Source organism: Allobosea sp. RAF48 (genome assembly GCF_052114025.1).
Lineage (GTDB): Bacteria > Pseudomonadota > Alphaproteobacteria > Rhizobiales > Beijerinckiaceae > Allobosea.
The window spans coordinates 102,528-124,305 of record NZ_JBFRDZ010000003.1; the positions used below are offsets into that span (position 1 = coordinate 102,528).

19 protein-coding genes are annotated in these 21,778 nt (G+C 65.7%); 2 read left to right on the top strand and 17 right to left on the bottom strand.

Going from position 1 to position 21,778, the window contains the following annotated elements:
* Positions 1-45: 45 nt before the first annotated feature.
* The 3 genes from AB4Z10_RS06725 to AB4Z10_RS06735 form a co-directional block, all read right to left on the bottom strand.
* Positions 46-735: a glutathione S-transferase family protein gene (locus tag AB4Z10_RS06725; RefSeq protein WP_441469614.1), complete on the bottom strand. Its 690-nt coding sequence runs from the start codon at positions 733-735 to the stop codon at positions 46-48.
* Positions 732-1,442, bottom strand: coding sequence for an aspartate/glutamate racemase family protein (locus tag AB4Z10_RS06730; RefSeq protein WP_441469615.1), 711 nt, complete (start codon positions 1,440-1,442; stop codon positions 732-734). The genes AB4Z10_RS06725 and AB4Z10_RS06730 overlap by 4 nt, the downstream gene beginning before the upstream one ends.
* A gap of 130 nt (positions 1,443-1,572) precedes the next feature.
* Positions 1,573-3,336: an acetolactate synthase 3 large subunit gene (locus tag AB4Z10_RS06735; protein WP_441469616.1), complete on the bottom strand. Its 1,764-nt coding sequence runs from the start codon at positions 3,334-3,336 to the stop codon at positions 1,573-1,575.
* A 328-nt stretch (positions 3,337-3,664) separates the two neighbouring features.
* Between AB4Z10_RS06735 and AB4Z10_RS06740 the strand changes: the two genes are divergently transcribed.
* Entirely contained in the window at positions 3,665-5,131 is a 1,467-nt protein-coding gene (locus AB4Z10_RS06740) for a GGDEF domain-containing protein (protein ID WP_441469617.1), read from the top strand.
* On the opposite strand, the gene miaA is transcribed toward AB4Z10_RS06740, so the two are convergent.
* Entirely contained in the window at positions 5,132-6,073 is a 942-nt protein-coding gene (miaA, locus tag AB4Z10_RS06745) for a tRNA (adenosine(37)-N6)-dimethylallyltransferase MiaA (RefSeq protein ID WP_441469618.1), read from the bottom strand. It lies immediately after the preceding gene.
* Here miaA and serB point away from each other — a divergent pair.
* Positions 6,072-6,959, top strand: coding sequence for a phosphoserine phosphatase SerB (gene serB / locus AB4Z10_RS06750; RefSeq protein WP_441469619.1), 888 nt, complete (start codon positions 6,072-6,074; stop codon positions 6,957-6,959). The two genes, miaA and serB, sit on opposite strands and share 2 nt — an antisense overlap.
* 77 nt (positions 6,960-7,036) lie before the next feature.
* Here the strand turns inward: serB and AB4Z10_RS06755 are convergent, their stop codons facing one another.
* The 13 genes from AB4Z10_RS06755 to AB4Z10_RS06815 form a co-directional block, all read right to left on the bottom strand.
* Positions 7,037-7,378 (bottom strand): DHCW motif cupin fold protein, encoded by a 342-nt coding sequence (locus tag AB4Z10_RS06755; protein ID WP_441469620.1) that lies wholly within the window; start codon positions 7,376-7,378, stop codon positions 7,037-7,039.
* Positions 7,379-7,814: 436 nt separating this feature from the next.
* On the bottom strand, positions 7,815-8,831 hold the full coding sequence (locus AB4Z10_RS06760) for a hypothetical protein (RefSeq protein ID WP_441469621.1): 1,017 nt from the start codon (positions 8,829-8,831) through the stop codon (positions 7,815-7,817).
* Between the two features lie 312 nt (positions 8,832-9,143).
* Positions 9,144-10,661 carry a DegQ family serine endoprotease gene (locus tag AB4Z10_RS06765; protein WP_441469622.1) on the bottom strand — a complete coding sequence of 506 codons (1,518 nt, stop codon included), beginning with the start codon at positions 10,659-10,661 and terminating at the stop codon, positions 9,144-9,146.
* A gap of 134 nt (positions 10,662-10,795) precedes the next feature.
* Complete coding sequence (locus AB4Z10_RS06770) at positions 10,796-10,987, bottom strand: DUF2065 domain-containing protein (RefSeq protein WP_400506061.1); 192 nt, start codon at positions 10,985-10,987, stop codon at positions 10,796-10,798.
* A gap of 18 nt (positions 10,988-11,005) precedes the next feature.
* Positions 11,006-11,941 (bottom strand): protease modulator HflC, encoded by a 936-nt coding sequence (hflC, locus tag AB4Z10_RS06775; RefSeq protein ID WP_441469623.1) that lies wholly within the window; start codon positions 11,939-11,941, stop codon positions 11,006-11,008.
* Positions 11,938-13,098 (bottom strand): FtsH protease activity modulator HflK, encoded by a 1,161-nt coding sequence (gene hflK / locus AB4Z10_RS06780; RefSeq protein WP_441469624.1) that lies wholly within the window; start codon positions 13,096-13,098, stop codon positions 11,938-11,940. The genes hflC and hflK overlap by 4 nt, the downstream gene beginning before the upstream one ends.
* A gap of 154 nt (positions 13,099-13,252) precedes the next feature.
* Positions 13,253-13,768, bottom strand: coding sequence for a dihydrofolate reductase (locus AB4Z10_RS06785; protein ID WP_441469625.1), 516 nt, complete (start codon positions 13,766-13,768; stop codon positions 13,253-13,255).
* A 4-nt stretch (positions 13,769-13,772) separates the two neighbouring features.
* Positions 13,773-14,255: a GNAT family N-acetyltransferase gene (locus tag AB4Z10_RS06790; protein ID WP_441469626.1), complete on the bottom strand. Its 483-nt coding sequence runs from the start codon at positions 14,253-14,255 to the stop codon at positions 13,773-13,775.
* Positions 14,252-14,521, bottom strand: coding sequence for a thymidylate synthase (locus tag AB4Z10_RS06795; RefSeq protein ID WP_441469627.1), 270 nt, complete (start codon positions 14,519-14,521; stop codon positions 14,252-14,254). The genes AB4Z10_RS06790 and AB4Z10_RS06795 overlap by 4 nt, the downstream gene beginning before the upstream one ends.
* Before the next feature lie 355 nt (positions 14,522-14,876).
* The gene (pntB, locus tag AB4Z10_RS06800; protein ID WP_441469628.1) at positions 14,877-16,310 is read right to left on the bottom strand and encodes a Re/Si-specific NAD(P)(+) transhydrogenase subunit beta; all 1,434 of its coding nucleotides are present in this window, start codon (positions 16,308-16,310) and stop codon (positions 14,877-14,879) included.
* Between the two features lie 13 nt (positions 16,311-16,323).
* A complete protein-coding gene (locus AB4Z10_RS06805) occupies positions 16,324-17,898 on the bottom strand; it encodes a Re/Si-specific NAD(P)(+) transhydrogenase subunit alpha (RefSeq protein WP_441469629.1) in 1,575 nt (524 codons plus the stop codon).
* 137 nt (positions 17,899-18,035) lie between these two features.
* Positions 18,036-19,610: an indolepyruvate oxidoreductase subunit beta family protein gene (locus AB4Z10_RS06810; RefSeq protein WP_441469630.1), complete on the bottom strand. Its 1,575-nt coding sequence runs from the start codon at positions 19,608-19,610 to the stop codon at positions 18,036-18,038.
* 6 nt (positions 19,611-19,616) lie between these two features.
* Positions 19,617-21,767 (bottom strand): thiamine pyrophosphate-dependent enzyme, encoded by a 2,151-nt coding sequence (locus AB4Z10_RS06815; RefSeq protein ID WP_441469631.1) that lies wholly within the window; start codon positions 21,765-21,767, stop codon positions 19,617-19,619.
* Between the last annotated feature and the right edge of the window lie 11 nt (positions 21,768-21,778).

Genomic DNA, 21,778 nt, shown 5'->3' on the forward strand with positions numbered 1-21,778 from the left:
GGACCTGTAGGCGGGTTGGAGCAGACGATTGGCGAAAGGGAAAGCTCAGGAGAGACGGAGGTCGACGAGGGCGGGCTCGTCCACCTCGTCCTGCGTTACGATCCAGGGCTCGGCCAGCGCGGCGGCAAGCCACTCGCGATAGGCGGGAAGCGCGAGGATCGCCCGCATGTAATCCTGCGAAACGGGGTCGACGGCGATGCCATAGGTATCGAGGCGGGTGACGACCGGCGCGAACATCGCATCCGCCGCCGAGAAGGCGCCGTACAGGAACGGCCCATCGCCAGCAGCACCGAAGCGCTCGCGCGCCTGCCGCCACAACCCGGTGACCCTCTCGACGTCGCGGGCGACGCCCGGACCGCGGTCGCGGCCCGCAAAGCGCTTGCCCAGATTCATCGGGCAGGTACTGCGTAGCGCCATGAAGCCCGCATGCATCTCACTGGAGACGGCACGCGCATGGGCGCGGGCCGCGATGTCGCGCGGCCAAATCCCGGCCTGCGGATGCGTGTCATGGAGATACTCGCAGATTGCCAGCGTCTCCCAGACGGCGATATCGCCATCGACCACCATCGGCAGGGTACCGCCGCTGCCGGGCGCCGCGGCGAAGACGGTCTCCTTGAAACCGGGCTCGTCGAGCGGCACGAGCTGCTCGGTGAAGGCGATCCCCTTGGCGCGTAGCAGCAGCCAGGCCCGCAGCGACCAGGACGAGTAGCACTTGTTGCCGATGAGCAGCTTCATGCGGCCACGCTCTCCACTTCGCCGGCGAAATCGAGCGCCGCCGCGACATGGAGCGCGGTGGTGTCGAAGACGGGAACCGTGAAATCCGCCTGAGAGACCAAAAGCGTGATCTCCGTGCAGCCGAGGATCACGCCATCGGCGCCCTCCTCCCGCACCGCGCGTTCGACGACCGCGCGATAGCACTCGCGCGACGCCGGCTCGACGCGGCCGCGGCACAGCTCGTCATAGATGACGCGGTGAATCTCGTCGCGCTCCTGCGGCTGCGGCACCAGCGCCTCGACGCCGAAGGCCTTCAGCCGGTCGCGATAGAAGTTCTGTTCCATGGTGAAGCGCGTCGCCAGCAGCAGCGGTCGGCGCGACGGCGTGGCGCGGATCGCCCGCGCCGTCACATCGGCCAGATGCAGGAAGGGCAGCTTGGTCGCGCTCGTGATCCGGTCGGCCACCTTGTGCATGGTGTTGGTGCAGAGCACGAGGCAGGAAGCGCCGCCGCGCTCCAGCCGGCGTGCGCTCTCGGCCAGCGCCGCGCCTGCCGCCGCCCAGTCACCCTGAGCCTGCATCTCGGCGATACCAGCGAAGTCGACCGAATGCAGCAATACATCGGCCGAGTGCAGTCCGCCCGCACGCGCGCGCACGCCCTCGTTGAGCAGCCGGTAGTAGACCGCGGTCGACTCCCAGCTCATTCCGCCGATCAGACCGATCGTAGCCATGTCGTTTCCTTTGCCATGCCGCCAGCGTCATTCTCGGGCGGAGCGAAGTTTCGCCCGAGAATCTCTTCGAGGGCGGAACGCCCCGTCGGCCTGAGATGCGCGGGTCAAGCCCGAGCATGACGATGCTTCGTCAAACGAGCTGCTTGCCCTTGGCGTCGATGATCTGGCCGGTATCGCCTTCGAAATCGGGCAGGATCATCTCGTTATGCGCCTTGCCCGACGGGATCATCGGGAAGCAGTTCTCTTCCTTGGCGACATGGCAGTCGAAGATCACCGGGCCGGGCGTCTCGATCATCTCCATGATCGCGGCGTCGAGCTTGGCCGGGTCGTCGCAGCGGATGCCGTGGCCGCCATAGGCCTCGGCGAGCTTCACGAAGTCCGGCAGCGACTGCGAATAGCTCTCCGAATAGCGCCCGCCATGCAGCAGTTCCTGCCATTGGCGCACCATGCCCATATACTCGTTGTTGAGGATGAAGACCTTGACCGGCAGCCGGTACTGCACCGCCGTCGACATCTCCTGCATGTTCATCAGGATCGAGGCCTCGCCGGCGACGTCGATGACCAGCGCCTTGGGATGCTTCATCTGCACGCCAATGGCCGCCGGCAGGCCGTAGCCCATCGTGCCAAGGCCGCCCGAGGTCATCCAGCGGTTCGGCTCCTGGAACTGCAGGTACTGCGCCGCCCACATCTGGTGCTGACCGACCTCGGTCGTGATGTAGGTGTCGCGATCCTTGGTCAGCGCATGGAGGCGCTCCAGCGCATATTGCGGCTTGATGATCGTATCGGATTGCTTGTAGGCGAGGCTCTTGCGACCGCGCCAGCCTTCGATCTGCGTCCACCAGGTGGCGAGCGCGGTCTTGTCGACCTGCGGGCTGCTCTCGCGCCAGATCCGCACCATATCCTCGAGCACATGGGCGCAATCGCCGACGATGCCGATATCGGCCTTGACCGTCTTGTTGATCGAGGACGGGTCGATGTCGATATGGATCTTCTTCGAGCGCGGCGAGAAGCCGTCGATCCGGCCGGTGATGCGGTCGTCGAAGCGCGCGCCGATATTGATCATGACGTCGCAGTCATGCATCGCCAGATTGGCCTCGTAAGTGCCGTGCATGCCGAGCATGCCGAGCCACTGCTTGTCTGCGGCCGGAAAGGCGCCGAGCCCCATCAGCGTCGAGGTAACCGGGAAGCCCGTCAGCCGAGCGAGCTCGCGCAGCAGCGCCGAGGCGTGCGGGCCGGAATTGATGACGCCGCCGCCGGTATAGAAGACCGGTTTCTTGGCGCCTGCCATCAACTCGACCGCCGCCTTGATCTTGGCGAGGTCGCCCTTGACCACCGGGCGGTAGGTCTTGTGCTGGTTGTCGCGCGGGCGGCTATAGGTGCCGGTCGCGAACTGGATGTCCTTAGGGATGTCGATGACGACCGGGCCCGGACGACCATTCGCCGCGACATAGAACGCCTCGTGCAGCACGCGCGGCAGATCGTGGATGCTCTTCACCAGATAGTTGTGCTTGGTGCAGGAGCGGGTGATGCCGACCGTGTCGCATTCCTGGAAGGCGTCTGAGCCAATCAGATGCGTCGGAACCTGGCCGGTGATGACGACGAGCGGGATCGAGTCGAGCAGCGCGTCGGTCAGGCCGGTGACAGCGTTGGTCGCGCCGGGGCCGGAAGTGACGAGCACGCAGCCGACCTTGCCGGCGCCGGAGCGCGCATAGCCCTCGGCGGCATGGACCGCTCCCTGCTCGTGGCGGACGAGCACGTGCTTGACCTTGTCCTGCTGGAAGATCGCATCGTAGATCGGGAGTACGGCGCCGCCCGGATAACCGAACAGGTGCTCGACACCCTGGTCCTGAAGCGCGCGGACGACCATCTCGGCGCCGGTCATCATCTCGCTCATTACGCTCTCCTGAGGCTGATCTTCTGGTCTGTCTGGGAATTTAGGCAATAAAAAAGGCCCTCGGAGGGGCCTGGGCGTGCGCTGGCGTCGGGGACGCCCGGTTGTGAAACCGGCCCCTACCAGCGCACCTCTACGATAATAAGCTTGCGCATCGCGCTCACGGTCCTTAGCGGAAGTTGCGGAAACGCTAGCGGAGAGCGTCGTGTCGGTCAAGCGCCAACAACATGGTTACCGGCCGATCTGCGGCACACACAAAAATCAGGTGCCGTTACGGAACGATTTCTCAATGCGTCCCTCGTAGTATCCGCGAGCTCGAACCGGGACGGACATGTACTACGAAGTCCACAGCGAGAATATCGCAGCACGCAGCCATGCGGCGCAGATCGCAGAGATCCTGCAGCGGTTCGCATTGCACGGCCATGGCGATGGCCCGGTCGCCTATGAAGCGTTCTCCGAAGAGATCCTGCCCCTGTTCGGGAAGGATCTCATGATCTTGGAACCCACGGGCGACGGCGATTACCGGTGGCTGCATTTCGGGCGCGAGATCGTACGCTATTCCGGCGCCACGCGTCTGGGACAGCGCGTCTCCGGCATGCGCCCGCAGGTTGCCCGCTTCACCATCGACAGCCTTGACCAGGCTCTGGCCGAAAACCGGCCGCTCTACACCGTGCATCGCTCAAGCGGCACGGTGCGCGTCGCGCTCTGGGAACGGTTGCTCCTCCCGACGATCGCGCAGGATGGGCGCCGCTTCGTCATCGCCTTCAGCCGGCCGCTGCAGTTCCGCGAGGATCTGCTGAACGCCGTGCTGGAAACCTCGCCGAGCGGCATCGTGGCGCTGAGGGCCATCCGCGACAATATCGGTGGAATCGAACAGACCGTCATCGTCACCGCCAACCGGCGCGCAGCCGAACTCAGCGGGCGGCCGGACGTCGATCTCCTGGATACGGACGGCCGAGAGAGCCTGCCCTTCCTCTCCGACCCGTCGATCTGGCAGCGCTGCGTCTATGCGATGAACCTCCAGCGCGCCGACGTGCTGGAAACCTCCTTCACCCAGCAGGGCAAGACCCTCTGGCTGCGCATCGCCATCGCCCCGCTGGGGGACGGGCTGCTGCTGACCCTCACCGACATCACCGACCTCACCGTCGCCAACCAGACGCTGCAATTGCGGGCCGCCACGCTCGCGCTGGAGATCGGCCGCGAGCGGGCGACTCGGCGCGCGCTTTCGGAGGAGATCGGCCAGCGCGAGGAGCGCGAGCGCGAGCTCAGGCGCCTGGCCGAGACCGACCCGCTCACGGCGCTGCTCAACCGCCGCTCCTTCACCGAGAAGGCCAATGCCGCCATCGCGGCAAGCGAGGCGGACGGCTCCGCTGTCGCGCTCATCATCGTCGATCTCGATCATTTCAAGCAGGTCAACGACAGCTATGGTCATCCGGCCGGCGATGCCGTGATCCGCGCCTTCGCCGATCTTCTGCTCGGGCAGTTTCGCAACGAGCACAATCTCGTCGGACGCTTCGGCGGCGAAGAGTTCGCCATCCTGCTGCAGGACTGCGACCTGGCCTCCGCTGCTTCGAGCGCACGCCAGATCCAGGACACCCTGCTCACCCGCTCCATGCCCGTTTCGGAGACGCTGGCGCTCTGCGTCACTGCCAGCCTCGGCATCGCCGCGCGTCATCCCGGCGAAGCCCTAGCATCCCTGACGGCGCGGGCGGACCAGGCGCTCTACCGGGCCAAGAACGAAGGCCGCAACCGGTTGGGCCTGGCGGCTCCGCCGGAGACCATCGTGGCGGCCGCCTGATCAGATCGCCAGCTCCTCGCAAGCGATCTCCAGCGCCGCGGCCGGCGCGACCGCCCGCCAGCCCGTCATCTGATGGCGGAACCAGGTCACCTGCCGCTTGGCATAGGCGCGCGTATCGGCCTGCCCGCGCCTGATCGCCTCCTCCAGCGTGATCTCGCCACCGAGATGGGCAATCAGCCCCGGCACGCCATGGGCGCGCATGATCGGCAGCAGCGGATCGAGCCCGCGCGCCTTCAGCCGCGCGACCTCGTCGAGCGCACCTGCCGCGATCATCGACTCGAAGCGCCGGTCGATCTGTCGCCGGACCGTCTCCCGCTCCGGATGGATGAACAGCCGCAGCAGCCCCTCCTCGCCAAGCGGACCGGGCTCGCGCTCGCCCTGAAAGCTTGCGAGCGAGCGCCCGGTCGCGCGAAAGATTTCGAGCGCCCGCATGACCCGCATCCGGTCGGTCGGCCTTAGCCGCTCCGCCATCAGCGGATCGCAGGCAGCAAGCTCGGCATGGAGCGCGGCCGTATCCAGCCCATCGGCGTGAGCGCGAAACGCGGCCCGCACGCCCTCGGGAACCGCCGGCATCGCCGAGAACCCCTCGGTCACGGCCTTGAAATAGAGCCCCGTGCCGCCGACCAGGATCGGCAGCGAGCCCCGCGCCTGCAGATCCTCCAGCAGCTTCGCCAGATCCTCGGCATAGCGCATCGCGGAATAGTTCACGGCGCCGTCGACATGTCCGTACAGGCGGTGCGGCACCATCGCCTCCTCCGCCTCGCCCGGCCGTGCCGTCAGGATGCGCAGATCGGCATAGACCTGCATGGAATCCGCGTTGACGACGGTGCCGCCGGTGCGGCGCGCGATCTCGATCGCCAGCGCGGACTTGCCGCTGGCGGTCGGACCTGCGATGAGCACCGCCCTGACCTGTCCTTCCGCCTGTCCCACTGGTCCTCGCATGCTTGTCGCCACACTCGTATCCGCCCACGGCCAGGCGCTGGTCGACGAGGCCCTTCTCGCCCGCCTCACCCGCACCATTCCGGGAGCCGTCCGCACCGCCGCGCTCGACGGCACGATCGCCGCCGACCTCTTCGCGGAAGCCGCCGACGCGCGCAAGCTCGAAGCCGATATCCGGACGGCATTGGAAGGCGCCGCGATCGACGTCATCGTCCAGCCGGTAGCGACACGCCGCAAGGCGCTGTTTCTCGCCGATATGGATTCGACCATGATCGGCCAGGAATGCATCGACGAACTCGCCGCCGTCGTCGGGCTCAAGGAGCATGTCGCCGCGATCACCGAACGGGCGATGCGCGGCGAGATCGATTTCGAACCGGCACTGCGCGAGCGCGTTGCGCTGCTCAAGGGCGTGCCGCTCTCGGTCGTCGACGAGATCATCCGCGACCGCATCACCCTGACGCCCGGCGGGCGCGAGCTCGTCCGCACCATGCGCGCCAACGGCGCCTACGCCGCCCTCGTCTCGGGCGGCTTCACCGTGTTTACCGGCCCGATCAGCGCGACGATCGGCTTTGACGAGCATCGCTCCAATCTGCTGCTGGCCGATAGCGGCATCCTGCGCGGCGAGGTCGCCGATCCCATCCTCGGCAAGCAGGCCAAGCTCGACGCCCTCATCGAGTTGCGCGCGCGGTTCGGCTTGACGCCTGAAGCGACGCTGGCTGTCGGCGACGGCGCCAACGATCTTGCCATGCTCGGCGAAGCCGGGCTGGGTGCAGCCTTCCGCGCCAAGCCGGCGGTTGCCGCGGCGGCCGACGCCAGGCTCGACCATGCCGATCTCACCGCCCTGCTCTACGCCCAGGGCTATGCCGGCCGCGAGTTCGTCCGGGCCTGATCCACACATCGGAAAGCGCGTGTCATCCCGGCTCTCCCTCCGGTCGCCCGGGACGGCCTGCCCGTCAGAAAACCCGCTCAGTCGACGATGAAGAGCTTCGCGCCGGTCTTGGTCGCCGAGCGATGGGCTTCGGCGCCGTCGGCGACCTGATAGCTCATGCCGGCTCTGAGCGGCATCACGCGCCCGTCCGCGAGCGTGGTCTCCATCTCGCCCTCCAGGCACAGGATGATGTGGCCCTTGGAGCACCAGTGGTCGGCGACATAGCCGGGCGAGTACTCGACCATGCGCACGCGGATACGGTTCTCCTCCGGCCCGAAATACTGGACGCGCCAGATCGCTTCCCCGCTGTCGCCGGCATGGTGCTCGGGCGGGATCGTCGACCAGTCCGTGGTGACGAAGGGAATCGCGCTGATCTTCATCTGGCCTCTCCCGGCGCTTCCGGATTTCCGGAGCAGCGTCGCGAAGCTCTAGCCATGTTCCAGCGCCCTGCGCCAGCGCGCTCCCCTCGTCGCCGGTCTGCAATCACGACATGCGAAGCACGGGCCGGACTGCCCTCGTATCCAGGTCCGCCTCGACCTCACGATTACGGAATGCCACCCTTCCCGAGCGACGGGACTCGGAATGTGCTCCGATCGAGAGGAGATATGCCTTGAACGACCAGCCCCTTGTCGGTTGCGATGCTCGGCTGTTGTTGCGTGCGGATACCGCTGTTCGGAGCAGCAGGAACAAGTCTGGACGATGACAGCACACATTCCGGGTGCGGTTCGCAGGGCCGCGGAGCAGCGGGCTTGTCCTCCGCCATCGCCATCGGACCGGCAGAGATCGTCAACAACGCGATCGACAGAAAACGCATCATCATTTTCGTCCCTCTCCAGGTGTTGACGGTACGATCGACGTCGAGACGGCCCTGAAGCCGAACACCACCGGTCGCTCCAGAAGCTGTTTGAGGGCGAACTCGTTGCTGTCGGCCCGGCTGTAAGTTCCCCCTGGCCCGCCGCTCAGCAGCGCCGACACGCGATCCTCGAGGCTTTTGATGCGCGCCTCGCTCGAGGATGCAGCTCCGGCTCCGACAGGTTCGGCCTCAGCAGGCGGAACTGCAGCGCGGGCGGATGCGCCGAGCGCGAAGTCACGGGTTTTGCGATGCTCGATCTCGCGGGTCATGAAGACGCGGTTGACCAGCCTGAGCTGAATCTTGGCCGTGTAAGCGCCATCCTTTGTCGCGAGAACACGTTCGTTGACAGCGAACGCCATGACGCGTCGAAGAAATTCATCGCGGCAATATAGCTGCGTCGGGGGGTCCTTACACCAGATATCAAGGCGGGCCGCTGCAATACCTGCGGAAACGCCATAGGTTTCCGATATCGGGATCTTGATTTCTTCGGCGTCGTTTCGGCCGCTGGAAAGGCCGAATGTCAGACCGACACTATCGATAAGGCTAGAAGCCTTGACGGATTTATTTATCGTAATGCCCGGAAACAATGCCAGAGACAGCTTGATTTTATCGCTGACATCGCCGGCATCGACCTCATAATTGCTTTGTTTCCTGATCTTTTTTCCGTTCTCAAGCTCGACCGTTCTGCTGAATGTCGGCCGCTTGAGATTTGCCTCCCGCTTCAGGTCTTCGCGGAGGCTGATATGCGCGATTCTGACCGCCTTGCCTAAAATCGCTTGGCTTTCATCGGCATCTTCGATCACCGCCCAGACATCGCCGACATGGAGATCTTCCTCCGGCGGAAACACAGGGGTGATCCCCAGCTTGGCGATGCTGCTGTTCCACGACGCAGCAATCGACGCCGCCGTAACCGGCTCTTCCTCTCGAAACGTCAGGTACTGCCAGATTGCGATGCCTGCCGCAAAAAGGGCGACGCCCACGAGGCTCACCTGCGCCGAGGCAAGCGTCTTGATACGCTTCCAGATGGCGACTTCGCCTGGAACTGTTTGAGCTGCGCTCGTCCCCCTTCCGCCTGGGTGCCAAGACGATGGCTCCGACGGCGGCACAGGAGTTTCTGCTGGGGGCCGCTCATCGGGCATGCAGCACATCCAGGCAAGAAATGCAACCTATAGATGATTAATGCAACCGATCGATCTGTCAACCGCCCTTACGTCAACAAAAAAGGAGCCCTGTGAAGGGCTCCTTTCCAACCAGCAGATCGCCATGTCGGCAGAGACGACCGACGAGGTATCTCAGTTCATCGAGACGGCAACGAAGCGGACCTCGCCCTGGCCGTTGGAGACGAGCAGGAGGGCGGACTTTTTGCCCTCCTTCTTGAGGGTGTCGAGTCGCTTGGTCACGTCCTGCGGAGCGTTCACCGGCTCCTGGCCGACCTCGACGATCAGTTCGCCGACGAGGATGCGCTTGTCGGCGGCGTTCGAGTTGGCGTCGACCTTGGTGATGAGCACGCCCTTGAGGCCGTCCTTGATCGAGTAGCGCTTGCGCAGCTCATCGGTCTGCGCCGAGAGCTCGAGGCCGAGCGCGCTCGTCACTGCCGGCTTGGGCGCCTCGGCGGCCGGCTTGTTCGCCGACGCCGCCTGGACCTTCTCGCCATCCTCGAGGCGGCCCAGCTTGACCGTCCTGACCTCTTCCTTGCCCTTGCGGATCACTGCGATCGGCACATCCTTGCCCACCGGCGTCGCCGCGACGATGCGCGGCAGGTCGCGCGAATCCTTCACGTCCTTGCCGTCGAACTTGACGATGACGTCGCCGGTCTCGATCCCGGCGGGCTTGGCCGGGCCCTTGTCGTCGACGCCAGCGACGAGCGCGCCACGCGCCGTGCCCAGGCCGAGCGCTTCGGCGGTCGCGTCATCGACGGTCTGGATGCGCACGCCGAGCCAGCCGCGCCGCGTCTCACCGAACTCCTTGAGCTGGTCGACGACATTGGTCGCCAGCGTCGAGGGCACAGCAAAACCGATGCCGACCGAGCCGCCGGTCGGCGACAGGATCGCCGTGTTGATACCGATGACCTCGCCCGCCATGTTGAACAGCGGGCCGCCTGAATTGCCCTTGTTGATGGCCGCATCGGTCTGGATATAGGTGTCGTACGGGCCCTGGCTGATGTCGCGGTTGCGGGCGGAAACGATGCCCGAGGAAACCGAGCCGCCGAGGCCGAACGGGTTGCCGATCGCCATCACCGGGTCGCCGATCCGCATTTTGTCGGAATCGCCGAACTTGACGGCCGGCAGCGGCTTGTCGTGCTTCACGCGCAGCACGGCGAGGTCGACCTTGGTGTCCTTGCCGATGACCTCGGCCTTGAGCCTGAGCCCGTCGTTGAAGATCACCGTGATCTCGTTGGCATCACCGATGACGTGGTTGTTGGTGACGACGATGCCCGACGGATCGACCACGAAACCGGAACCGGCCGATTGCGAGCGGCGCTGCTGCGGCGCCTGGCGCTCGCCCTGCTGGTTGCGGCGGTTGAAGAATTCCTCGAACAGGTCGCCGAAGGGGGTGTCCGGGCCGAGCTGAGGCAGCTGCGGCAGGTTGCGGCCCTTCGTGTCGTTGGTGGTGACAGCCGAGATGTTGACCACCGCCGGCATGACCTTGTCGACGAGATCGGCAAGGGAAGATTGCCCTTGCAGCAACGGAGTGTTGGCCTGCGCGTGCCCCGGCGTCAGAACCGGCGACGCCAGCAACGCGAGGCCAGCGACGCCGGCAGCGAGAGCGATGCGGACGGACCGGACTGCGGGAACGGATTTCGATGCCATATGAATCCTCATGACGGAAAGATGCGGGCCGATCGATCCAGGCAGGCGCGCGCGTTGATTGAACTCCAAAATGCGGCGGAAGGGCGACACACGATCATGTCAGTGAACACGATCGCGTGCCCTATGCCGTCATTCTACCAGCTACCACGCGCGAACCATACCAGGAACACACCCAGCACCGCCGAGCCGAGGCCGATGAGCCGCATCCGATCCGGCGGGGTTTCCGCCGCGCTTCGCAGGGCATCCTTCGCCAGATGCGGGATCGCCGCGAAAAGGATGCCCTCGATAGCGAAGACCAGGCCGAGCGCCGCGACGAAATCAAGCATCCGCGTCGCTCGCCATGATCAGGGCCGGGCCGGTGCAGGCGTGGCAGGCGTCGCCGGAGCTCCCGCCTGACCATCCTGACGCTGCGCGTTCGGACCGTTGAAGTAACGGAAGAACGGTGAATCCGGCGTCAGCACCATCCGGGTGTCTCCTGGCTTGATGCTGGCCTCATAGGCCTGCATCGAGCGGTAGAAGGAGAAGAACTCCGGATCCTTGCCGAAGGCTTCGGCGAAGACCTTGTTGCGTTCGGCCTCGCCCTCGCCCCGGATCACATCCGAGCGCTGCTGCGCCTCGGCGACGATGACGGTGGCGTCCCTTTCGGCCCGCGCCTTGATCTCCTGCGATTGCTGGCCGCCGAGCGCGCGGGCTTCCGCGGCCTCGCGCTGACGTTCGGTCTGCATCCGCTGGAACACCGCCGCCGAGTTCGCCGCCGGCAGGTCGACGCGCCGGAGCCGAACATCGACCACCGTCATGCCGAAGCGCGCCGCCTCACGGTTCACGTCGTCGCGGATGCGGTTCATCAGCCGCGAGCGTTCGGTGCGCACCACCGAGGTGAAGGTCGCTTCCGCCAGCACCGAGCGGACATTGCCGTTCACGATCGAGGCGAGCTGCGAGTTCGCACGAGGGATGTTGTTGACCGCCTGGTAGAAGCGCAGCGGATCGGAGATGCGATAGCGCGAGAAAGCATCCACCACGAGACGCTTCTGGTCCGAGGCGATGATTTCCTGCGCCGGCAGGTCGAGATCGAGGATGCGGTTGTCGAGCAGCGTCACCGTCTCGATCGGCGCGAACCACTTGAAGTAGAGGCCGGGCGCAGTCTTGACGGCACGCACCGCGCCGAGCCGGAGCACGATCGCCGACTGCGTCTGCGAGACCACGAAGGTGCAGGCATAAAACACGACTGCGACGGCGGCGACGACGACCAGCAGCGCCGCGCGAAGGTAGGAACCGTTCATCGGTTGGCCCCTCCCTGCAGACGGGAGCCCTGGGCCTGTCGGCCCGCATTGAGCTGGTCGAGCGGCAGATAAGGCACCACGCCCTGCCCACCCGCGGGGTTGTCGAGGATGATCTTGTCAGTCCCGCCCATCACGCGTTCCATCGTCTCCAGGAAGAGACGCTCGCGCGTCACGCCCGGAGCATTCTTGTATTGCTCGTAAACCGCGTTGAAGCGGCTCGCCTGACCGCGCGCCTCGGCAACGGTCTGTTCCTTGAAGGCTTCCGCCGACTGGACGAGCTGGGCCGCCCGGCCACGCGACTCCGGCACGACGCGGTTGGCATAGGTCTGCGCCTCGTTGCGCAGGCGCTCCTGGTCGGCGCGCGCCGCCTGGACGTCGCGGAAGGCGTCGATGACCTGCTGCGGCGGATCGACCTTCTGGAGCTGGACGAGACGAATCTGCACGCCCGCATTGTAGCCGTTGAGCGTCTCCTGCATCAGCTGGCGCACCTCGGTCTCGATCGCGCCACGGTCAGTGGTCAGCACCGGCTGGATGTTGCGGCGGCCGATGATCTCGCGCATCGCGCTCTCGGCCACGGCCTTCACCGTACCCGGCGGATCCTGGATGTTGAAGACGTAGTTCTCGGGCGCGGCGGGATCGATCTGCCACTGCACGATGAAATCGATGTCGACGATGTTCTCGTCACCGGTGAGCATCAGGCTCTCTTCGATGACGTCGGTCTGGCGCGAGGTACGCACCGATTCGACCGTGCGGAAGCCAACCTCCGTGGTGATGACGTTCGTCACCTGCGGCTTGATCACGCTGCCGATCGGATAGGGCCAGTTCCAGTTGGCGCCCTCGCCCGTCTTGCCGGCGAAGCGCCCGAAGACGACGTTGAGGCCGACCTCGTTGGGCCGCACGAAATAAATGCCGGACCCGAGCCAGATCAGCACGAGCACCAGAAGGCCGAGCACGAGCCCGCGCCCGCCGATATTGCCGCCCGGTATCAGGTTCTTCAGCCGATCTTGGCTGCGCCGCAGGATTTCCTCGAGATCGGGCGGATTGCCGTTGCCTCCGCCTGAGCCGCCCCCCCATGGGCCGCCACCACCGCTACCCCCGCGCTGGCCCCAGGGTCCACCCCCGCCGCTGCCACCGCCGCTCTGATTGCTCCAAGGCATTCCCGAGCCGATCCCTTCCGTTCTGTCGAGGCCGAGCCATAGGCGAATAGCGGCCGCTTGTCAGCGCCTTCGGCTGAAGACGCTGGGCTGAGTTGGTCATGGGCCACGGATTCGTCAACCGCGCAAGCCATTCATCGTGAACGGAAAGCGGCGATCAGCCGCGCCTGCGGTAGGTGACGAAGGTATAAGGATACTCGTTGTCCGCATCGGCATGGTGATGCTCGTTTGCTCCGGCCTCGAAGGCGCCGCGCTCCCAATCGGGGAAAAGCGCGTCTCCGGCCGGCTCGGCATGGACCAGCGTCAACTCCAGCCGGTCGGCGAAGGGCAGCGCCTGCCGATAAACCTCAGCGCCGCCAGCGACCGTGACGGAATCCGCGCCGCTCGCTGCTGCCACCTCCTGCCCCGTCGCCAGAGCCTCGTCGAGCGAATGCGCGACCCTGACGCCGTCCGGGGCGAAGCTCCGATCGCGGGTCAGCACGATGATCTCGCGCCCCGGCAGCGGTTTGCCGATGGAGAGGAAGGTCCTGCGCCCCATCAGCACCGGGCGGCCCATCGTCAGCCCGCGAAACCGCTGCAGATCCTTCTTGAGCCGCCAGATCAGGCGGTTGTCGTCGCCGATCACGCCATTGTCGGCAACGGCCGCGACCACCACGATCGGGCGCTTCTCCATGGCTTCAACCCTCCGCGCCCAATCGCCTGAGCGCCTCGCCCTCCAGCCGCTTCACCGTCCACTCGTCCTGCGCCTTGGCGCCGATCGACCGGTAGAAAACGCGCGAAGGCTCGTTCCAGTTCAGCACCCACCAGGCGAGGCGCGGCAGATTTTCTGCGACGCAGCGACGTGCCAAGCCGGCGATCAGCCCCTTGCCGATGCCGCGCCCCCGCTGTCCCGGCCGGACGTAGAGGTCCTCCAGCCAGATGCCGTGGCAGCCCGAGAAGGTCGAATAGGTGTAGAACCAGACTGCGAAGCCGACCGGTTCGCCATCCCATTCGGCAATGTCGCAGAAGACCTTCGGATTCGCGCCGAACAGCGCCTCGCCGATCTCCGCCTCGGTCGCGACGACCTCGTGCAGCAGTTTCTCGTATTCGGCCAGTTCCTTGATGAAGGCGAGCACGAGCCCGGCCTCGCCGGAGCGGGCGGAGCGGATGTTGAGGGTCATGCTGCGATCGGCGCCTTGATAGTGGGGTGGGAGTCGTAGTCCGGGATCGTCACGTCCCCGAACTGGAAATGCTCGAGCCGCGACACTGCCGGATTGAGCGAGAGCTTCGGCAGCGCCCGGGACTCGCGCGAAAGCTGCAGCGGGGCCTGATCGAGATGAGTATCGCCGAAGGAATGGAGGAATTCGCCTGCGCCCAGCCCGGTCACCTGCATCACCATATGGGTCGGCAGCGCATAGCTCGCGACATCGAACGGTCTTCCGGTCACCGCTGTTTGGCCCAGAATCGCTTTGATGGCGGTATCTCCACTGCAGGACTAAGCGAAAGAATCGGCTGCAACCAAGATTACGGTTACACCACAGCTAGGGCTTGTGCACATGGGTTGCCCCGCGCGCCCATCGAAATACGGCGTGAGCGGCACGGTCGGGATTGGCTCTAATAGTCTCGCGAAGGCGCGTGCGAGCAGAATGGCAGAGCGATGCTCGATTCACGTAAATCGTCACACGCTTAAGCCCGCTCGGCTCGGTACATCAGCATTCAAGCCCCAGCACGAGGCCGGGGCTCAACAGTGCGTCGTTGAATTTCGGTTGGAGGCGAGACGCGAACCGGTACCGCAGATCGCTTCACGCGATCTGCGGGAGGAGTTTGTCGACGGACGCCTTGGCGTCGCCGTAGAACATCCGCGTGTTCTCCTTGTAGAAGAGCGGGTTCTCGATGCCGGAATAGCCCGTGCCCTGCCCGCGCTTGGAGACGAAGACCTGCTTCGCCTTCCAGACCTCGAGCACCGGCATGCCGGCGATCGGCGAGTTCGGGTCCTCCTGCGCCGCCGGATTGACGATGTCGTTCGAGCCGATGACGATCGCGACGTCCGTCTCGGGGAAGTCTTCGTTGATCTCGTCCATCTCCATGACGATGTCGTAGGGCACCTTCGCCTCGGCGAGCAGCACGTTCATGTGGCCCGGCAGGCGCCCGGCGACCGGATGGATCGCGAAGCGCACGGTCTTGCCGGCGGCGCGCAACTTGCGCGTCAGCTCCGAGACCGATTGCTGGGCCTGCGCCACCGCCATGCCGTAGCCGGGCACGATGATGACGCTGTCGGCCTCGTTCAACGCCGCCGCAACGCCGTCGACGTCGATCGCGATCTGCTCGCCCTCGATCGCCTGGGCCGGACCGGTGGTGTTGCCGAAGCCGCCGAGGATGACCGAGATGAAGGAGCGGTTCATCGCCTTGCACATGATGTAGGACAGGATCGCGCCCGACGAGCCGACCAGCGCGCCGACGACGATCAGGAGATCGTTGCCCAGCGTGAAGCCGATCGCCGCCGCCGCCCAGCCCGAATAGCTGTTCAGCATGGAGACCACGACCGGCATGTCGGCGCCGCCGATGCCCATGATCAGGTGGTAGCCGATGAAGAAGGCCAGCAGCGTCATCAGGATGAGCGCCCAGATGCCGGCGCCCTTCACATAGAGGATCAGCAGCAGGATCGAGAGGATGGCGGCACCGGCGTTCAACAGATGACCGCCCGGCAGCTTCTTGGCCTTGCCGTCGACCTTGCCGGCAAGCTTCCCGAAGGCGACGATCGAGCCGGTGAAGGTGACCGCGCCGATGAAGACGCCGAGGAAGACCTCGACCTTCAGGATGCTGATCTCGACCCCGGTCTTGTGCGCCAGCACAGCGGCAAAGCCGGTCAGCGCCTCACGCGCGGCCGGCTCCAGCGCCTGGACCGCACCGAGCTCGAGATGGGCGTTGAAGCCGATCAGCACGGCTGCGAGGCCGACGAAGGAGTGCAGCGCCGCGACCAGCTGCGGCATCTCGGTCATCTGCACCTTCATCGCCACCTGCCAGCCGATGGCGGCCGCGATGGCGAACATGATGATGACGAGCCAGAGCTTGCCGCTGCCCGGCCCGAAGACCGTCGCGACCATGGCCAGCGCCATGCCGACGATGCCGTACCAGACCGCACGCTTGGCGCTCTCCTGATTGGACAGGCCGCCGAGCGACAGGATGAAGAGGATGGCGGCGGAGATATAGGCCGCGGAAACGATACCGATGCTCACCTCAGAGCCCCCCTCAGGACTTCTGGAACATGGCGAGCATCCGGCGCGTGACCAGGAAGCCGCCTACGATATTGATGGATGCGATCAGTACCGAGACCATCGCCAGGATGGTGACGAGCCAGCCCGAGGAACCGATCTGCAAGAGCGCGCCGAGCACGATGATGCCGGAGATCGCGTTGGTGACCGCCATCAGCGGCGTATGCAGCGAATGCGACACGTTCCAGATCACCTGGAAGCCGACGAAGCAGGAGAGCGCGAACACGATGAAATGGCTCATGAAGCTCGCCGGCGCATAGGCGCCGACGACCAGCATCACGACCGTTCCGACGGTCAGCAGCGTCAATTGCGAGCGGGTCTGCGCCTTGAAGGCAGCCGCCTCCAGAGCGAGCTTCTCCTCGCGGGTCGGCTCCTTGGCCTTCTCCTTCGGCTTCTGCGCCGCGATCGCGGCGACCTTGGGCGGCGGCGGCGGGAAGGTGACGGCGCCCTGATAGGTCACCGTCGCGCCGCGGATGACGTCGTCCTCCATGTTGTGGACGAGCTTACCGTCCTTGCCGGGCGTCAGATCCGTCATCATGTGACGGATATTCGTCGCGTAGAGCGTCGAGGACTGGGCTGCCATCCGGCTCGGGAAGTCGGTGTAGCCGATGATGACGACGCCGTTCGGGGTAACGGTGCGCTGGTCGGGCTTGGTCAGTTCGCAATTGCCGCCGCGCTCGGCGGCGAGATCGATGATGACGGAGCCGGGCTTCATCGCCTCGACCATGTCCTTGGTCCACAGCACCGGCGCATCTCGGCCGGGGATCAGCGCGGTCGTGATGACGATGTCGATCTCGGGAGCGAGCTCGCGGAACTTCTTGAGCTGCGCCTCACGGAACTCGGGGCTCGACGGCGCGGCGTAGCCACCGGTCGTGGCGCCATCCTGCTGCTGGCCCTTGAAGTCGAGGAAGACGAACTGCGCGCCCATCGATTCGATCTGCTCGGAGACCTCCGGGCGCACGTCGAAGGCATAGGTCACGGCGCCCAGCGCGGTCGCCGTGCCGATCGCGGCGAGGCCCGCGACGCCCGCGCCCACCACCAGCACCTTGGCCGGCGGCACCTTGCCGGCGGCCGTGATCTGGCCGGTGAAGAAGCGGCCGAAATTGTTGCCGGCCTCGATCACGGCGCGATAGCCGGCAATGTTGGCCATCGAGGACAGGGCGTCCATCTTCTGGGCGCGCGAGATGCGCGGCACCATGTCCATGGCGATGACGTTGGCGCCCTTGTCCTTGCAGAGCTCCATCAGCTCCTTGTTCTGCGCCGGATAGAAGAACGATATCAGCGTCTTGCCGGCCTTCAGGCGCTCGGCTTCCGCCGGCTCGGGCGGCCGCACCTTGGCGACCACGTCCGCCTCGTCCCAGAGTGCGGAGGCTGTCTCGACCACCGTCACGCCAGCAGCGCGGTAGGCATCGTCGGTGAAGCCCGCAGCGACGCCCGCCCCGGTCTCGACCAAGCAATCATAGCCGAGCTTCTGGAGCTGCAGCGCGCTCTCGGGCGTCATTGCAACCCGCGCCTCGCCAGCCAGAACTTCCTTCGGTGATCCGATCCTCACGGTGCCCCCTCTGGTAAATTGGCGTTGTGACGGATGAAAGCCCCATCACAGCCAAACGATTTTTGGTCGCGTTCCACCTTCGGCAGATACAGGCGATGGACCGCGACGGGAACCGCTGCCTTTCACCTGCCAATTCGTCAAGTCGCCGAAGGGTTCGTAGCTGGCTGCAGATTCGCGATCGTCCGCAAGGCTCCGTCCAGCATCGTCCCGTCCTCGTCGGCGAGCGCGGCGCGAACCAAGCGGTTCAGCCAACCGGCCGCATCCGGCAGGCTGGACAGCATCGGCACGGCAGCGAGGACGCGATCGAACTTCGACAAGCCCCTCGCGTGAGTATCCGAATAGCCTTTCACCAGGCGCCTGCTTGCGAGCACTTCGACGGCGAGGTCGTAATCTTGGCTTATGAGTTTCTCGGCGCGCTCCAGCCACCCGTGGATGTGCTCCATTTCGCGCTGATGGCGCAGTAGGCTGCGGCGAACCGGACGCAAGGCCGATATCCCATAGAGCAGCAGGAACCAGGAGACCGTGCCGGTGCGTACGCGCCGTCCACGATCGGTCAGACGCCCCAGACGGCGTAGCAGGCCGGGGCGCTTTTCCATGCTGCGGCCGAGGGCAGCGGGCAAGGAGCCCACGATCTCCTCGATGCGCGGATGCATGAACTCGGTCATGTAGAGGACCTGGTCGGGCTTGCGCCCGGTCTCGCGATCGATCCGGGCGAAGCGAGCGGGGCGGGTCTTCAGATCGGCAACCCGGATGACGTCGTCATAGCTCATCGCGGCGGCGAGATACTTGGCCGCAGCCGCCGCGAACGCATAGGCCTTTTCAGCGCCACCGGCCGCGCGGTCCCGCTCAAGCAATCGCGATAGTTCCGCCAGATATTCGGCTCCATAGGCCGTATCCTGGTAATCGACGCAGCGCCGCAAGCCGGCGAAGAGGATCGGGTGCAACGGCTCGGGAAACCCGTCATGGAGCCGGCCGAGCAGTGCATCAAGTTTCGGGGCTCCGACGCTGCGTGGAGGCGGCAGCAGCGTTTTTCCGACAGGCTGCGGCAATTCGATCGTTCGTCCTGCCGCCCGCTCCGCCGCCGCCGCGAAGGCGCGCAGGCTGGGCTCGACGCCCTTCCCCCCGGCGCGTATCGCCTCCTCGAAGGCGCTGCGCGGAAAGGGCAATGCAGCCGCGCCGGCCAGCGCGCCGAACAGAGCGGCCGAAATCACGCTGCCATTGCGCTCCGCCAGCGCCTGCATGTCGAACAGAACGGAGCGCTGCGCCGCTATGGCAACCGCGGCCGTCACCGTACCGGGGTCGGCGATCCCGCCGCCCGGCTTCTCCTTTTCCGCCACGGCGAAGGAGCGATGGGTCGAGGCGATCAAGGTCGTCCGCTCCGGCGTTACGAAGCCACGCAGAAGCGAGCGGCCCGCTTCCATGAACTCGGCCGCCATCACCACATCGACGTCGCCCGGCGTCGGCGTCAGCGACAGCACCGGCAGGCGCCCCGCGCGCGCCGGGAGCATTTCTATGTAATAGATCGTCGCACCGGTCCGCTGGGCGACGCCTGGAACCGAGGTGGATTGCGCGACCCAGCCTTGCCGCTCGGCCAGGTCGACGATCCAGTCGCAGAGCACGCCGCCGCCCTGGCCGCCCATGGCGAGGATCGCGATCGAAATCGGCCGTTCATGCCGTTCGCCGGCTGCGGCGGGGGAAGCGATGTCGGTCATGGCGGTTCAACCGAAAACGATGCGGCGACGGTCGCGCCGGCGCTGCAGGAAGCCGATCACAGCGCTCCGAACCCGGGAGAGCAGCCGGTCGCGCAAGGACGGGTTGTGGATGATCTCGGCGCGGTAGAAGGAGGGGCAAAGCACCGCCGCCTCGGCGACCTCGCCGCAATTGCCGCAGCCGACGCAGCTATTGTCGATCGACGCCACGGGATCGTCCCTCAGCGGATCGTCGGTTTCCTTGACCGAGAGCGAAGGGCAGCCGGACAGGCGGATGCAGGCGTGATCGCCGGTGCAGACGTCCTCATCGACCCCGAAGCGCTCCTTGACCATGCGCCGGCCGTCCTTCACCGCGCGATTGAACAGCGGCTTTTCGCGGCGCTGGCGGTTCAGCATGCATTCCGAGGAGGCGACGATGACCTTCGGGCCCGGTTCGGTCGAGGTGAGCGCCTCCTTCAAGGTATCTCGCATCCGGCCGACATCGTAGGTGCGCTCGATCTGGCGCACCCAGCCCGCGCCGATCCCCTTCACCGCCTGGACGATCGAATGCTTGGTCGAGCGCGTGTCGCTCGTCGCGCGCGACGACAGGATGTCCTGCCCGCCGGTCGCCGCAGAATAGAAGTTGTCGACGATCAGGATGACCTGATCCTGCTTGTTGAAAACCGCATTGCCGACGCTCGATGTCAGGCCGTTATGCCAGAAGCCGCCATCGCCGAGCACCGAGATCGGCTTCTTGCCGGCCGGCACGTTGAAGGCGGAGGCAGAAGCGCCCGCGAGCCCGTAGCCCATGGTCGTCCCGCCGAGATTGAACGGCGGCAGGATCGAGAAGAGATGGCAACCGATATCGGACGAGATATGGTGCGGACCGAGCTCCTTCTCGACGAGCTTCATCGCCGCGAAGATCGGCCGCTCGGGGCAGCCGATGCAGAAGCCGGCGGGGCGCGGCGGCACGACCGTTGCCAGTTCCTTGACCTCGGGGGTCATGAGGACCGCATCGGCATTGGGCGGTGGCGCCCGGTTGCCCAACAGCGGACGGGCATGAGCGGCCAGAAAGGTATCGATGCCCTTGGTCAGCACGGCCGCCGTATAGTCGCCGCCGAGCGGCAGCACGTCCTTGCCGGCAAGCGTCGCGGATAGCCCGTGCTGGCGCAACACCATGCCGACGGCCTGTTCCAGATAGGCGGGATGGCCTTCTTCGACCATGAGCACGGCGCGCTTGCCGGCGCAGAACGCCGCGACTTCCCCGTCGACCAGCGGATAGGTCACGTTCAGCACGTAGAGCGGCACGGCGGTTTCGCCATAGGCGTCGGCCAGGCCAAGATATTGCAGGGCGCGGATCACGGAATTGTACATGCCGCCCTGCAGGATGATGCCGACATCCCCTGCGGCCGGCCCGAAGAACTCGTTCAGCCGATGCGTGCGGATGTACTCGACGGCAGCGGGCCAGCGCTCCTGCAGCTTCTGCCGATCCTGGAGCATCGAGGCCGGCGGCAGCACGACGCGGTCGACGTCGCGCCGCGGCTGTTCCAGGGCCTCCCGCAGCGGGAAGGGTGGCGGCTTGTTCGCCTTGGCGACGAAATGGCCATGGACATGGCAGGCACGAATCCGCACCTGCAGCATGACCGGCGTATGCGACGCCTCCGACAGGGCGAAGCCGTCTTCCACCGACTTGACGATGGATTCGAGATTGGGGCGCGGATCCAGCAGCCAGATCTGCGATTTCATCGCGAAGGCGTGGCTGCGCTCCTGCGGGATCGAGGAGCCCTCGCCATAGTCTTCGCCGAGAATGATCAGCGCACCGCCATTGACGCCGCTGGAGGCGAGATTGGTCAGCGCGTCGGAGGCGACATTGGTGCCCGCCGTCGATTTCCACGTCACCGCGCCGCGCAGCGGGTACATCACCGATGCCGAGAGCGTCGCTGCGGCGGCCGCTTCCGAGGCGGATGACTCGAAATGAACGCCGAGCTCGTCGAGGACATCCTTGGCGTCCGCGAGCACATCCATCAGATGCGAGATCGGCGAACCCTGATAACCGGCGACATAGGCCACACCGGACTGCAGCAAGGCCTTGGTCAGAGCGAGGATACCTTCGCCGCGGAAGATTTCCCCTTCCGTCAGGCGCAGATCCTGCACTTCCTTCGCGAAGGACCGTTCGGCCATGGCGCTCCCCT